This is a genomic window from Lactobacillus juensis, assembly GCF_036246285.1.
GTDB lineage: Bacteria > Bacillota > Bacilli > Lactobacillales > Lactobacillaceae > Lactobacillus > Lactobacillus juensis.
Window position 1 is genome coordinate 468,663 of record NZ_BTTS01000001.1, and the last position, 14,876, is coordinate 483,538.

Annotated in this window: 8 protein-coding genes; 3 read left to right on the forward strand and 5 right to left on the reverse strand. The window is 37.0% G+C overall.

All coding sequences use genetic code 11. From position 1 onward, the window contains the following. Position 1: 1 nt before the first annotated feature. From AAA926_RS02295 to ezrA, 4 genes are all read right to left on the reverse strand, one after another. Positions 2-2,641, reverse strand: a complete 2,640-nt coding sequence (locus tag AAA926_RS02295; protein ID WP_265892685.1) for a valine--tRNA ligase — start codon at positions 2,639-2,641, stop codon at positions 2-4. 269 nt (positions 2,642-2,910) lie between these two features. Then, complete coding sequence (gene thiI / locus AAA926_RS02300; RefSeq protein WP_338211729.1) at positions 2,911-4,128, reverse strand: tRNA uracil 4-sulfurtransferase ThiI; 1,218 nt, start codon at positions 4,126-4,128, stop codon at positions 2,911-2,913. A gap of 5 nt (positions 4,129-4,133) precedes the next feature. Then, positions 4,134-5,291, reverse strand: a complete 1,158-nt coding sequence (locus tag AAA926_RS02305; RefSeq protein WP_198179392.1) for a cysteine desulfurase family protein — start codon at positions 5,289-5,291, stop codon at positions 4,134-4,136. Positions 5,292-5,450: 159 nt separating this feature from the next. Further along, on the reverse strand, positions 5,451-7,169 hold the full coding sequence (ezrA, locus tag AAA926_RS02310; RefSeq protein WP_265892687.1) for a septation ring formation regulator EzrA: 1,719 nt from the start codon (positions 7,167-7,169) through the stop codon (positions 5,451-5,453). A 421-nt stretch (positions 7,170-7,590) separates the two neighbouring features. On the opposite strand from ezrA, the gene rpsD reads away from it, so the two are divergent. From rpsD to AAA926_RS02325, 3 genes are all read left to right on the forward strand, one after another. Further along, complete coding sequence (gene rpsD / locus AAA926_RS02315) at positions 7,591-8,202, forward strand: 30S ribosomal protein S4 (RefSeq protein WP_265892688.1); 612 nt, start codon at positions 7,591-7,593, stop codon at positions 8,200-8,202. Positions 8,203-8,274: 72 nt separating this feature from the next. Further along, complete coding sequence (locus AAA926_RS02320; protein WP_198179396.1) at positions 8,275-8,742, forward strand: YueI family protein; 468 nt, start codon at positions 8,275-8,277, stop codon at positions 8,740-8,742. After that, positions 8,743-10,044 (forward strand): replication-associated recombination protein A, encoded by a 1,302-nt coding sequence (locus AAA926_RS02325; protein WP_198179398.1) that lies wholly within the window; start codon positions 8,743-8,745, stop codon positions 10,042-10,044. A 77-nt stretch (positions 10,045-10,121) separates the two neighbouring features. On the opposite strand, the gene AAA926_RS02330 is transcribed toward AAA926_RS02325, so the two are convergent. After that, entirely contained in the window at positions 10,122-14,801 is a 4,680-nt protein-coding gene (locus AAA926_RS02330) for an SLAP domain-containing protein (RefSeq protein ID WP_338211730.1), read from the reverse strand. Between the last annotated feature and the right edge of the window lie 75 nt (positions 14,802-14,876).

Below are 14,876 nucleotides of genomic sequence, written 5' to 3' on the forward strand. Positions count from 1 at the left end.
ATTATTCACTCTTCTTTAATTCTTGAATTCTTTCCTGAACGCTTTGCAGTTGGTTTTCATAATCAGCCTTTTTAGCTTTTTCCTTATTGATTACCGCCTCTGGTGCGTGAGCTACAAAGCCCTGATTATTCAGTTTTTTGGTTGAGCGTTCAACTTCAGCTTGGAGATCTTTCTCCTCTTTTGTCATGCGCTTGATTTCGTCATCAATATTAACTAAATCGGCTAATGGAACAAAAATTTGTGCTCCTGCAATCACAGCAGTTTTAGCTAATTTCGGTGCTGTAACATCAGTTGCAATGGTCAAATTCTTTGGGTGCAAGAAATTCTTGACGTATTCTTCATTTTCGGTCAAAATTCGTTCGTTATTGCTATCTTCCAGTTGAATCATAATGTCAATCGGTGAAGAAAGTGGCGCATTAACTTCCATTCGAATATTACGTACAGCTTTAATAATTTCAATCAAGAAAGCCATATCGCGCCTTGCTTGGTCATTAACAAATTCAGCATGAGGTGTTGGGTATTTCGCAACCATGATAGATTTACCTTCATGAGGCATCGACAACCACAGCTTTTCAGTCACAAATGGCATAATTGGATGAAGCAAACGTAAAATTTGATCAAGAATCCAAATTAAATTGTCTTGCTTTCTAGTCTTCAGTTCTGTATCCGAACCATTGAGAGCAACTTTGGCCATTTCGATATACCAATCGCAGAAATCATTCCAGATAAAGTTATAAAGTTCGCGCCCAGCTTCACCAAATTGGTAATCATCAAATAAACGAATTACTTCGCTTACAGTATGATTTAAGCGGTCAAAAATCCAGCTGTCTGACAAATCAAACTTGCTAGTATCAGGCATATGAGCTGCTTGTGCATCTTCTGGTAAATTCATAATCACAAATCTGGCAGCATTCCAAATCTTATTAATGAAGTTCCATGCAGATGCCAATTGCTTAGGATTATAACGTGTATCTTGTCCCGGCGCTGTCCCATTGAGCAAGAACCAGCGTAAAGCATCTGCACCATATTGATCAATAACGTCCATTGGATCAACACCGTTACCCAAAGATTTACTCATCTTGCGACCTTGTTCATCACGAATCAAGCCGTGAAGAACAACATCATTAAATGGTCTCTTGTGGGTAAAATGCAGACTCTGGAAAATCATCCGTGAAACCCAGAAAAAGATAATATCATAACCGGTAACTAAGGCATTGGTTGGGAAGTAGCGTTTGAAATCAGCAGAATCTTCATCAGGCCAGCCTAATGTTGAAAAAGGCCATAAAGCACTTGAAAACCAGGTGTCTAGAACATCTGGGTCCTGTTTCCAGTTTTCAATGTCTTTTGGTGCTTCTTCGCCAACATACATTTCACCGGTCTTCTTGTTATACCAAGCTGGAATCCTGTGCCCCCACCATAGTTGACGTGAAATTACCCAGTCATGAACATCTTCCATCCAGTGATCTAAAGTTTGTTCAAATCTCTTTGGTACAAAATTGACTTTGCCTGCAGTTTTTTGGTTTTCTAAAACTTTATCTGCTAAAGGTTTCATCTTAACAAACCATTGAGTTGACAGGCGCGGTTCAACTTGAACACCAGAACGTTCAGAGTGTCCAACTGAGTGCACAATCGGCTTAACTTTAATTAAGTAGCCTTGCTCCTTTAAATCTTTAACCAATGCTTCACGGCAGGCAAAGCGGTCCATGCCTTCATACTTACCAGCATTTTCGTTCATAGTACCGTCGTCATTCATTACATTAATCCGTTTTAAGTTATGACGATTACCGACCAAGAAGTCATTAGGATCATGAGCTGGAGTAATTTTTACCAAACCAGTACCAAATTCTGGATCAACGTGTTGATCCTCAATAATTGGAATATGACGTCCTACTATTGGCAAAATTAGTTCCTTGTCCACTATATCCTTGTAGCGTTCATCCCCAGGAGCCACAGCAACGGCCGTATCACCGAACATGGTCTCGGGACGAGTAGTAGCAATCTCAACAAAACCGGAACCATCAGCAAAAGGATATTTAATATGGTAAAAAGCACCCTTATCGTCTTGGTGAACAACTTCAATATCACTTAAAGCCGTTTGCAGCTCTGGATCCCAGTTAATAATATATTCACCACGGTAAATTAAACCTTCATTATATAATTGTACAAAAACGCGACGAACTGCTTTAGATAAGCCTTTATCTAAAGTGAATCTCTCTCTAGAATAGTCCAGAGACAGACCTAATTTTGCCCACTGACTCTTGATAATAGCAGCGTATTCATCTTTCCAGTCCCAAACTTGCTTAACAAAAGCTTCACGACCCATTTCATGTCGGTCTTTGCCTTGTTTGCGTAATTTGGCTTCAACTTTAGCTTGCGTGGCAATTCCTGCATGATCCATCCCTGGAAGATACAAAGTATCGTAACCCTGCATTCTTTTAAGTCGAATTAACGTATCTTGAATTGCAGTATCCCAAGCATGTCCTAAGTGAAGTTTGCCCGTAACATTTGGTGGCGGAATAACAATAGAATATGGGTGTGCTTTTTTATCCCCAGATGGCTTAAATAAGTCTTGATCAAGCCACTTTTGATATCTGCCTTGTTCGACCTCTTTGGGGTCATATTTTGGTGCTAAATCTGTCATAATTCTCCTCCCAATAAAAAAGTCCTAGACAAAATGTCTAGGACGATATAATTAACCGCGGTACCACCTAAGGTTAAGCAGAATAAATTCTGCTTCTCTTAAAAATGATAACGGCACATTTGCCGGATTAGCTTACTCTCAGTTCAGCCAACCAGTCCAATCGAGCTACCAATTAACCTTCATTCGGCTTTTCACCATCAACGAGCCTTTCTCTATCTATAAGGTTAATACCTCTCAATTATTGCTTTGGGCGTATTATAACATACTTTTTAAAGTAGTGAAGCATCTTCTTCTGCTTTATCAGCTAAAAACTTATCATTTGGATAAATCGAAGTCACTTGTATGCCCGCCAGTGCACGTTCAATTAAGCCATCGACATCCAGGCGATTTTCAAATTCACGTGCTTTTTCAATTTTTGGTTTTGTTTTTGGACGAGGAGGTGCGAAAATTGTACAACAATCTTCAAATGGCTGAATTGACAAGTCAAATGTGCCAATCTTTTCTGCTAAATTGATGATTTCGGTTTTATCCATTGTAGCAACTGGTCTGACGACCGGTGTAGTGGTTACATCGTTAATTGCTGCCATTGACTCTAAAGTTTGTGAAGCGACTTGCCCAACAGACTCACCATTAAAAATAGCCAATCCTCTTCTTTTAGCCCTGATTTTGTCAGCCAGCTGTAACATAAATCTTCTCTGCACAGTCATCAAATAGCCTTCGGGAATTTTTTCCTTAATGGTTTCCTGAATTTCTGCAAACGGTACTGCAATGAAATTAATTTTACCAGCATAATTAGCCAAAATACCGGTTAATTCTTTAGCTTTATTCAAAGCTTTTTCGGTAGTATATGGCGGACTGTAAAAATGCACCATATCAATATCGACACCACGTTTTAAGGCCAGATAGGAAGCCACTGGCGAATCAATGCCTCCTGATAGCATCATGACGGCTCGACCACCAGTACCAACTGGCATCCCCCCAGCACCATGAAGCAGCTGGTTAGAAATGTAAACTGCATCTTTACGCACTTCAATTCTGAGTACAATGTCAGGATGTTTCATTTCTACTTTTAGATCATCCATGTGTGAAAAAAGGTAGTCACCCACCATTTTATTCAATTCATTAGTATCATATAAAAACTGGTGGTCACTGCGCTTAGTGTTAACTTTGAAAGTCATTCCTTTTTTAAAAGTTTCCTTCATTAAAGCAAGTGCAGTTTTTTCAATTTCCGCCAGCGTTTTTTCTACTTTAATTGTTGGTGAATAAGTTTGGATGCCAAAAACTTTTTTTAACCGTTGGTCGACTTCTTCAAAAGGAGCATCTTTTAAAACAATATGCATCCGATCATGGCGTGGGTGAATTTCAACCTGTGGAAATTCACGCAGCACTTTAGTAACGTTACCGGCTAAGCGACCGATAAAATCTTTTCGGTTCTTTCCTTTTGTTGAAAGCTCACCGTAACGCACCATTATTTCAGTATATTTCATAAAATCTATTCTCCTAAATGATTAATTGGGGCAAAATGACGGTAAATTTTGTCAAAAACTTTGATAAACTCATCGGCTTCCGCAAGAGTATTGGATTCATCAAAACTGAGACGAATTGCACTGGTAGCAATTTTATCATCAACATGCATTGCTACTAATGTGCTGGCTTGATCAACTTTAGTTGAAGAACAGGCCGAAGTAGTGGAAGTGTAGATGTCATATTCTTCAAGTGTGTGAACTAAAGTTTCTCCCCTGATACCTTCAAGTGCAAAACATAAAATATGGGGCGCAAAATTGTCATTGACAGGAGAAAATATAGTAATGCCAGGCTTGCCCTGCAAATAATTTACTATTTTTTCTTTAATAGCAGCCTCTCTTGCAGCCTTTTCCTGCTCATTTTCTAAAAGTAAACGTACAGCCTTAGCCATTCCTGCTATCGCTGGCAAATTTTCTGTGCCAGATCTAAGACCTTTTTCCTGTCCACCACCATCATGCAAAGGATCCAGCATTTTGCCCTCTTTTTTATAAAGAACACCGGTACCTCGTGGTGCGTGAAATTTATGGGCGGAAAGGCTGGAGAAATCAACTCGAGGAGTAAAAACTCGTGACCAAATATTTTTACCCAGTGCCTGGACATTATCAACGTGAAAACTTACAGTTGGATAGTTAGACAATAAATCACTGATCTCATCAATCGGCTGAATTGAACCAATCTCATTATTGACACCCATTATTGAAACTAATGTGGTGTCAGAATCAAGAGCGTTGCGCAAATCATTGACATTGACACGCCCTTCTTTATCAACTGGCAAGTGAGTTACGCGAAAGCCGATGTATTCCAGCGCATTAAAAGCATTAGCCACAGAAGCGTGTTCAACACTCGATGTAATGAGATGCTTGCCAAATTGCCGTTTTTGAAATGCTGTGCCTTTTATAGCCCAATTGTTTGATTCTGTACCGCCGGAAGTAAAGAAAATTTCATCCTGCTTTGTTCCCAAAAGATTAGCAATCTGTTTACGCGAGCTTTCCAAAAGTTGATAAGCACGGTCTCCCAATTTATGTAAACTAGATGGATTACCCCAAATAGTTTGTGCTACTTTATCATAAGTCGCTAAAACAGCAGGATCAATTTTGGTCGTGGCGCTGTTATCAAAGTAAATCACGGAATTTCTCCTCCAATACACTACAAGGTCAGCTATTAACTTATAAATTGTAACTTAAAATAAACTCAGCTTCAATTATTTATTCATTAGCAATAAAAAAGCCTTAAAATCATTTACAAATTTTAAAGCTGAAATCTTTCAACAAAAAGTTAGCAGTATTTATTCATTGTTTTTCTTATCAGAATAATATAAATTTTCTAAACGCTGATACGAACCCGGTTCCACTTTTTCAATAGCAGTTGCAATGGTATCAAGAGCATCCTTATAATTATAATCTTGCTCATAAAGATCCATTGCTTTTTTCTGAGCATTTTGTATTGAACCATTGTCAGAATATTTGTTTGAATACTGCAAGGTTAGTTGAACTAAATCTGCAGAATTAATGATGTCATCTGCTTCTCTTTTTAATCTTTCAACGTCATCAGAAATTTGGATTAATTCCTGAGAAATTTTTTCCATATTCAGACGAACTTGACCCAATTCTTTTGCTACATGGCCGATTTCATTAACAACTAACGTATACATTTGAACAAAAGCATCTGGATTACCCGGCAAATTTTTACGTTCTAACCGCCGGTAAACTAAAGACACTTCTTGTTTAAACCGATTGATTGAATCATTAGCGACATTTTCTGAATCATAAAGACCATCGACGTCTTGCGACATTGTCTTTTGCTGGTTGCTAATTTCACGTAGACGGTCGAGCATACTTAGCCATGATGCTTTAATTTGTGAATAAACGCCCTTGCCATCAGCAACATTCTGCGTGTCAACTGTATATTGCCGCTCCATGTCGTTGACTTCCTGCTCTAGTTGCCTACTGGTAGCAAGCTCATTATGCGTAAGCTCGTAACTCTCATCAATATGACGCAATTTAGCCACCAAGTTTTTGGACTCAACCTGTTCATGAGCAAGCAGTCTTTGGATTTTGTCCTGATTTTCTTCTACAAAAGGTCTTGCCTTATATTCATTAGCCAAAGTATCGTAAAGAGTAGCAATCTCTTTTTTAATTTTTGCGATTTCTGTGTTCAAATCAGATACTTTTAATTCCGTCAATAATTTGCCTGCATCGGCCACTTGACCGCGAATTTTTTTAATCTCGGCTAAAACGTCAACTTGAGTTATATAATATTTTGAAGACATCATCTTCTTATAACTATTAGAAAGTTCATCCAGTTGGTCTTTAAAAACAGTATCAATTTGGTGACGCCCATTTCTAACTTCAGGTAAAACTGAACTGATATTCGTCAAAGCTACTTTAATCTTTGACAAAATGCGTTTTGCTTCAACCTGGTCTCCTTGAGCAGTCAGACTCTTAGCTTCAGAAAAGTCAGTTTCCATATTAGTCAAATCAGTTTCAATTTTATCAAGTGCAGTGCCGTATTCGTACGAATTGGCCAAAACACCCTTACGCAATTCTTTAAACTGACTGAATAAGTCATTATACTGTTTTTGGTTTTCACGGTTGGATTCAAGCAATTCGGTAAAAACTTCCTTTGTGTTTTTAGCGTCTTTATAGGTTGAACCCATGATTTTCTGAGCCTGTTTGATATTTTGGTGGGCTTTGAAGAGCTGATAGTGTGAGGTTTGGTCAGCAGCTTGTTCAAGAAAATTCTGTACAGCAGGAATTTTTTTAGTGGATGCCTGCTCATAGCTTTTACGCCAGGTAGTCAGCGTGGTCAGACTCTCACCAGCTAAATCCATTTTATCCAGATTAATAATATCTGTTTCTAAATGCATTTTATCAATTTTAGTAATCAAATCGTCCAATTCAAGAATCTGCCTTAATTGGCGTCGATTGACTATGATCATAAGTGCTATAATTATAATAATGATTAAAATTGCAATGATTACAACTATGGATTGAGTCGGTGACATATTTTTCCTCCAAAACTACTCCAATTATACCAAACTTCTACATTATTGTGGGCATGAGTTTTTCGAACTAGTTCATTTCATTATTTTATAAGAATTGATATGTAGTATTGATAAATGCTATTTTACTTTTAAACAAATATTGACTTTTATATGTCTTTATAAACCAAATTTTCTTTTTCTTCCTATAATAATTAAAGCAATCAATGTTTTCCTTGCTTTAATAAGTCAATACAACTATAATATAGAACGTGTAAAATATTTGCAGCTATAAGTGGCAAGAACGTCAACATCTTAATACGTTTTAGTGAACGAGTAACCGACGCTGCAATAGGCGAAAATGAAAATTAAGATGCACGAATGTTAAGCTTATACGTAATTATTTTACTCCAAAAACTGTTATCAGATTTTATTGGAGGATTTTATGTCAAGATATACAGGTCCAAGTTGGAAACGTTCCAGAAGATTAGGAATCTCACTTTCAGGTACCGGCAAGGAGCTTAGCCGTCGTAACTACGCTCCTGGTCAACACGGTCCTAATTCACGTGGTCGTTTATCAGAATACGGCGAGCAATTGCACGAAAAGCAAAAGTTACGTTGGATGTATGGTTTAAACGAGCGTCAATTTAGAACTTTGTTCAAGCGCGCTGGTAAGATCCGTGAAGGTGAACACGGTACTAACTTTATGGCTTTGCTTGAATGCCGTTTAGACAGCATTGTTTACCGTTTAGGTTTTGCTACTACAAGAGAACAAGCAAGACAATTGGTTAACCACGGTCACATTACTGTTGACGGCAAGCGTGTTGATATTCCTTCATACGAAGTCAAGGTTGGTCAAACCATTGGCCTCAAGGAAAAGTCAAAGAACTTGCAACAAGTTAAGGATGCATTAGAAGCAGTTGTATCCCGCCCATCCTTTGTTTCATTTGATGATAACAAAGTAGAAGGTTCGCTTGTTCGTCTTCCAGAACGTGATGAAATGGAACCAGAAATTAACGAAGCTCTAGTTGTTGAATACTACAACAAGTTACTTTAATTTCTACATTTTCACAAAACCCCTTTCCTACTTGGAGAGGGGTTTTTTGCTACCCGAAAGGAAATTTCACTGATGACTGAAGATTTAAACACCAGAGTTTCAAATGCTGCACAAGGCATTACGCCACAGACAAAACCGGATGAACGCAGAAGATTTTTAGGGTCTCTGCGAGAACGAGTTTTGGTTAGAATGACTAATGCTGAAGTGCAGGATCCCAAATTAACCAACCTTTTTTTACAACATTTCAAGGACTATGCCGGTTACAATATCCTGATAAACGGTAATTTACATGATAATTTTGTTAATCAGGTAGAAACTTATTGTAGCAAATACGAAACTTCTTTTACCATTGTTAATAACGAGACAGCTAAAACGGGGCCTGATGATTCAGCAATTTTAGTGGTAGCTTCCAGTGCCATTAATAAAATGCGCATTGAAATAAGTCAAGTTTATCCACCAGAAATGCCTAAAGCCCAGCTTGCTGATCCAAATCAAAAAAAGGCTGGCTTTTGGCACCGGCTTTTCCACGGAGACAATTAAATGAAGCCATTAGCTTATAGAATGAGACCGCAAAATTTGAATGAAGTTGTTGGTCAACAACATTTAATTGGTCCCGGAAAAATTATTCGGAGAATGGTCGAAGCCAAAATGCTATCTTCTATGATTCTTTATGGCCCCCCTGGAATCGGCAAAACAAGTATTGCCAGTGCTATTGCCGGCTCCACTAAATATGCCTTTCGCCAGCTTAACGCTGCCACTGATAGCAAAAAGCAGTTAGAACAAGTAGCAGCTGAAGGAAAATTAAGTGGAACTGTCATACTGTTACTAGACGAAATTCATCGGTTAGATAAAATGAAACAGGATTTTCTCCTGCCACTTTTAGAATCAGGACAAATTATTTTGATAGGAGCGACAACTGAAAACCCCTATATTGCTATCTCCCCCGCTATTCGTTCTCGCTGTCAGATTTTTGAACTAAAACCACTGGCAAAAGAAGACGTAAATAAGGCAATTGACCGTGCGCTTATTGATGATAAAAATGGTTTGGGGAAATACCATGTAAAATTAACTAATGATGCCAAAGAATTATTGGTGCAAAAAGGCAACGGTGATTTACGCGCCACATTAAATGGACTGGAACTAGCAGTGCGCTCAACCAAGCAGGAAATGATTGCTGCTGGTAAAAGTGATAAAGATGAAATAACTATTAGTCAGGACGAGATGGCTAATTCGATTCAGTTACGCAGTCAAAACTTTGACGCCAAAGGTGACGGTCATTACGATTTAGTATCTGCTTTTCAAAAGTCAATTCGTGGTTCTGATACGGATGCAGCTTTGCATTATTTGGCCAGATTAATTGAATCAGGAGATTTAGTCGCAATCTGCCGACGATTAAGTGTAATTGCCTATGAAGATATCGGTCTGGCAAACCCTGCTGCCGTGCAACACACACAAATTGCCATTCAAGCAGCAAAGAATCTGGGATTTCCAGAAGCCCGCATCCCCTTAGCTAATGCAGTAATAGAATTGGCATTATCGCCAAAGAGCAATAGTGCTATTAGTGCCATTGATTCAGCCTTGCAAGATGTAAAAAATAAAGATTATGGCGCAATACCAGCAGACTTAAAAGATACTCATTACTCTGGTGCCACAAAATTAGGTCATGGCAAAGGTTATATTTACCCTCACTCTTTTGCAAGCGATTGGGTACCACAACAGTATCTACCAGATAAACTGGTTGGGAAAAAATATTTTCAACCTAAAGGTAATTCTAAAATTGAAAAAGGATTAAAAAAACAATACGAAACTTTGCATGAAATGCAAAAAAATGGTTTAAAATAATATAATTTTTTCTATAAAAAAATGCCGCAATTGTTATCTCAAACAATTGTGGCATTCTTTTTTAGTTAGGGAATTAACTATCCTTTAACATTTGCTTTCTTTATAAATTTACTGGTAGTAACAGTATAATACTTTTTACCTTTAATCCTGACTGGTGTTCCGTAAGTATTTACAGACTTATTCTTCTTCAGTACTTTCTTACCTAGACGATTACCATATTTACTGTATACATAGGCATTATGCTTCAATTTCAGTTTCTTGGCATCGATATTTCCTGCAGCTATATACAAGCCATTTTCTAGTGCATAATATGCTCTCTTATTTATAACTTTTTGGGTCGAAACATCAACCGTGGAACCAGCATTTATTACCAAGCCGTTTGCCCGAACACCATTTTCATCATAAAGATAGGCATTGTGCATTACCTTTTTGTTGATAATTACTTGAGATTGATCAGCTGCAGCATCTTCTTTTGCTTTCTTTACAGTTGTTTTTGCCTTATGACTTGTGAAGTTTGCTGCCTTGACGAAACGATTTTTGGCAACAATATAGTATTTCTTGCCTCGAATCATAACAGAGCTGCCATAAGTCCTAACTGCCTTACCGGCTTTAAGCTTACCATATTTTCCGACACGTTTGCCGTATTGATTATAAATGTAAGCATTATGATGTAATTGTTTAGCGGTACCTTTGACATTGCCAGCCGCAACATAGTATTTCTTACCGTTTGCTCCCTGGTCTACTAAAACATAATATTGTCTATTATTGATTGTCTCAGTACCAATCGTTTCAAGTATCGAACCAATCCCTAAGATAACTCCATTGGCACGATGAGCGCTATTATCATACAGATAGGCATTGTGGTTTAGAACAACTCTTACTGTCTTAGCTGTTTCCTTGCCGTTTTCTAGCGTATTAGGAGTCTGGTTGTTTTGATTGTTATCAGGATTAGTATTAGTTATATTCGTGATCTGATTGCTACCGCCACCCGAATTAATAATGTTGGTAACATTCACATTTGTATCAGTTGCATCACGATATAGTTGATCTATACCATCATTACGCTTTTGGGTAATGAGTTCGCTTACTGCTGGACTTTCTTTTATGCGATTATATGCTTCATCAAAATCTTTTTGAATTTGCTGCTTTATCTTATCCTTAACAGTGGAACTGTAATCAGTATTACTGTCTACAATATTGTCAGCAGCTGTCTTTGCATCAGATAAAGCTCCGTTAGCAATTAATTTTTCACCAGCGAGTTCAGTTGCTAAATCTGTTGGATTAGAATTAAGATCCTTTTTGGCTTCTTCATAATTCTTATCGGTCTGATCATGATTAACATTTGAACCAAATTTTTGTAACTTGTCAATTGCAGACTTATGAGCTTTAGCAAGACGTTCAAGCAAAACATCCGGATCATGCTGCAGAACATTTTCACCTTCTTGACTATCAGCAATCGATTCACTGATAATCTTGTTGACGGCATCATTACGGATAGTATCTATACCTTCTGTATCCGAAGGTTTATCTAATGTACCCGACTGATTTTTAGATCCGTTTGCTTCAAGTACATCTTTTTCAATTTGATTCTTTAAAGCCTTCTTTTCATTATCGGTATAATCAGTACCATCCTTATGTTTTAGACTATCAACTCGTGTTTTTGCGTTTGTACCGGTATCACGAACCTCGCCTTTAGCTAATTCCCTTTCGGCTGCTATTTCTTTTGCGTTAACCTCTTCAACCGATTTACCAGTGATGTCCTTATTAGAGTTAAATGCCTTATCAACTTCGGTGGTCGTAGCGCTATCACTGAATTCCTTCTTCAGTCTGGCAACAGCTTCTTTGTATTTTTTCTCAAACTCATCATTTGCATACTTAATAGCATTTTCTAAGTCTGTCTTTTCACTATCCTGAATTGCTTTTATCTTGTTAATTGCATTTTCAGTAATTTTTTCAATTTTTGCAACAGTTTCTGCGTCTTCAATATCACTATTAGCTTGAGTTACAATATCTGTAACGGCAGCTTGTCCCTTAGGACTTAAGACTTTATTTGCCTCTACAGCAGCATCGTGAATCTTATCTTTACCTGCTATTTTTGCAAAAGAGACCTCGGCATTAGTAGCAATTGTATTGAAATCTTGTTTTGCGTTACTTACTGCAGCATTAATAGCATCTACATTTGTAGCATTATCAATTTTATCTTCTGCAGCAATCCTGGCATCATTGATAGCTTTAATAGCAGCATCGTACTCATCTTTTTTAGCAGTTCTTTCAGCTTCGGTTAATTTTTCATAAGCTTTTTTGACACGATCAAGCGCGGCAGCTGCATCTACTTCAATTGTATCTCTGCCACTGCTTTTAGCATTAGACAAGTCATTATTTTCTTTATTGTCAGCTGCATTTTTAATTTGCTTAATTTCGTCGATAATATATTCCTGAATCTTGGTCACATCGTGAATGGTTTTAGCCCAGTCAACGGTTGTCTCCTTAATAACCTCATCAACAGCATTCCGATCTTTCGGGTCCTTTAAATTCTGTTTGACAATATCACTTATTTGTTGAATAATTTCTTTTGCTGCCTCCTTGGCAAATTCTAGTGAAGTATCATCTGCTACACCATTAATCTTATCAATTCCGGTTTTAGATATAGTGCTTACAGCATTTTTATCTGTAGCACTTGAAATTGCTGTTTCAGCATCATTTTTAACTTTTTCAATAGTTTCTAATGCAGTTTCAAGTTTGTCTTTTTCTTTATCTAGGCCATTAGTGTCCAAGTGATTAAATTCATCTCCAACTTTATTCTTGGCATTTTCGGCTGCATTTTCAACTCTTATTTTCTCAATAAGTTTAGCCCTTTCAAGATCAGTTAAATAAGCTGCTTGCTCAATCGCATCAATAGCAGCTTCTCCGGCTTTTTTAGCCGCATCCACCCTCTCAACAGTAGGTTGCTGTTCAACTATATTTTTGGCATCATCACGAGCCTGACTGATTGCATTTTTTGCTTTCTCTTTATCATCTTCTGATAAATTAGAATTATTGATATTTTCAGTTGCTTTTTGTGCATAATCATCAAGTTGCTTTTGGTCTGACGCAATTTCTTTATTCAGATTTTGAGCATCTAAATATACCGAATTTATTTTAACAATGCCATAATTTTTTTCCTCATCAGCTAAGCCTGAATCACCAGATTTTTCTATATTATTGATAGCAGTCTGATAATAAAGGTTAACTTTATCTTTCAGAGAACTCTTTCTTTCAGCACTAATATTTGGTAAATTGTCAATAGTCTGATTAACGTAGGTTTGAGCGGCAGTTAGTTCTTTAATATCAGCTTCTTTAATTGCATTCAATTCTGCTTGGTCAGCATCTGATTTTACATTATTAATTGCGTTAATAGTGTTATTTTTGATTGTTGTAACTGTGATTAGGTCAGTCGCTTTATCGATTGATGCATTAGCCTGCGTTAACAAATCACTAACTTTATTCTGGTCTTCACCACTTAAACCAGGAGTGACTTCATCAGCTGCTTCTTTGATTGCTTCTTTAGCATCCCCTTGGGCAAATGATAAGTAAGCTTGATTTTCTGAAGCAGTAATTTGTTGAAACCCACTATCTGCAGCAGCAACAATGTCTTTAACAGCATTGGCTGAATTGATATTCGCATCAGTTTTTGTTTTAGTCTGTTCGATATCTGATATAGCCTTGTTCAAAGCATCTTTTACTTTAGACTGCGTGTTTGCAGGCAAATTATTATAAGCATCATTGATTCTTTTTTCAGCGGCTGCAGCAGCTTTATCTATATTAGCAGTTTGATTAATTTTGCTAGTATCAATTTCTGCTTTTCCCACTGCATCGGCAACATCTTTAACATTATTTAACTCATTAATTGTTTTGTCCTTAATACTATTTACTGTTTCAACATCAGTAGCTTTTTGCAAATCTTGATTAGCAGAATTAACGATTTGTTTTACTTTTTCTTTATCAGTATCCTTTATTAAGGCTTCTGTTACTTCTTTTGCTTTACTTGTAATAGTATTAGTAGCTTTCTTTTGGGCAAAATGTAGTTCTGCAGCCGATGCAATATTTAAAAGGTCCCTTATAGCAGTTTCTGCTGTTGAATTTATTTCTTCAACACTTTTACCTGCATTGAGTTTAGCTAAAGCTTCATTATCAATTTTATCAATCTGAGCCAAATAATCATTTTTAGTGTTCAAGTCGTCTTGATCTTTTGAGGAAGAACTATATGCATTATTTACTCTAATTTGTACAGTTTGAACTGTAGATGTTATATCAAATTTTCTATTATTTCGTATTGATTCAATATCACCTTGATCGGATTCATCTTTTTTTAAGTGTTCTTTAGTAAGACTATTTTTTGCATCCTGATCAGTATCAGCTTTTTTAGCAACGTCTGTTTGAACACCTGAAACAGTATTATCAGATGCAGACTTTTGGACAGTGGAAGTGCTTGCGGCACCTTTCTTGTCACCATCAGTCCCAGTATTTTTACTAGAACCAAGTTTGATAACATTATCATTGACATGAGGTTTATCTGAAACTGATTCTATTTTATCATCGGCCTGCTGTGCAGTTGATTCAGTATCAGCTTTAACTGTTTGACTACCAGCTCCGAAAAAAGTGAATCCCAATAAAACAGAAGCCACTCCAACTGTTAATTTGCGAATTGAAAAATGATCCTGCTTTGCTTGCAATTCCCTTTTTCTTAATTTCTCATTATAGTTATTTTTACTTAGCATTATTAGTCCTTTCTTGTTATTTAAGCACATCCATATTGTATAACAATCGTTATTTGTTGTAAATATAATACATAT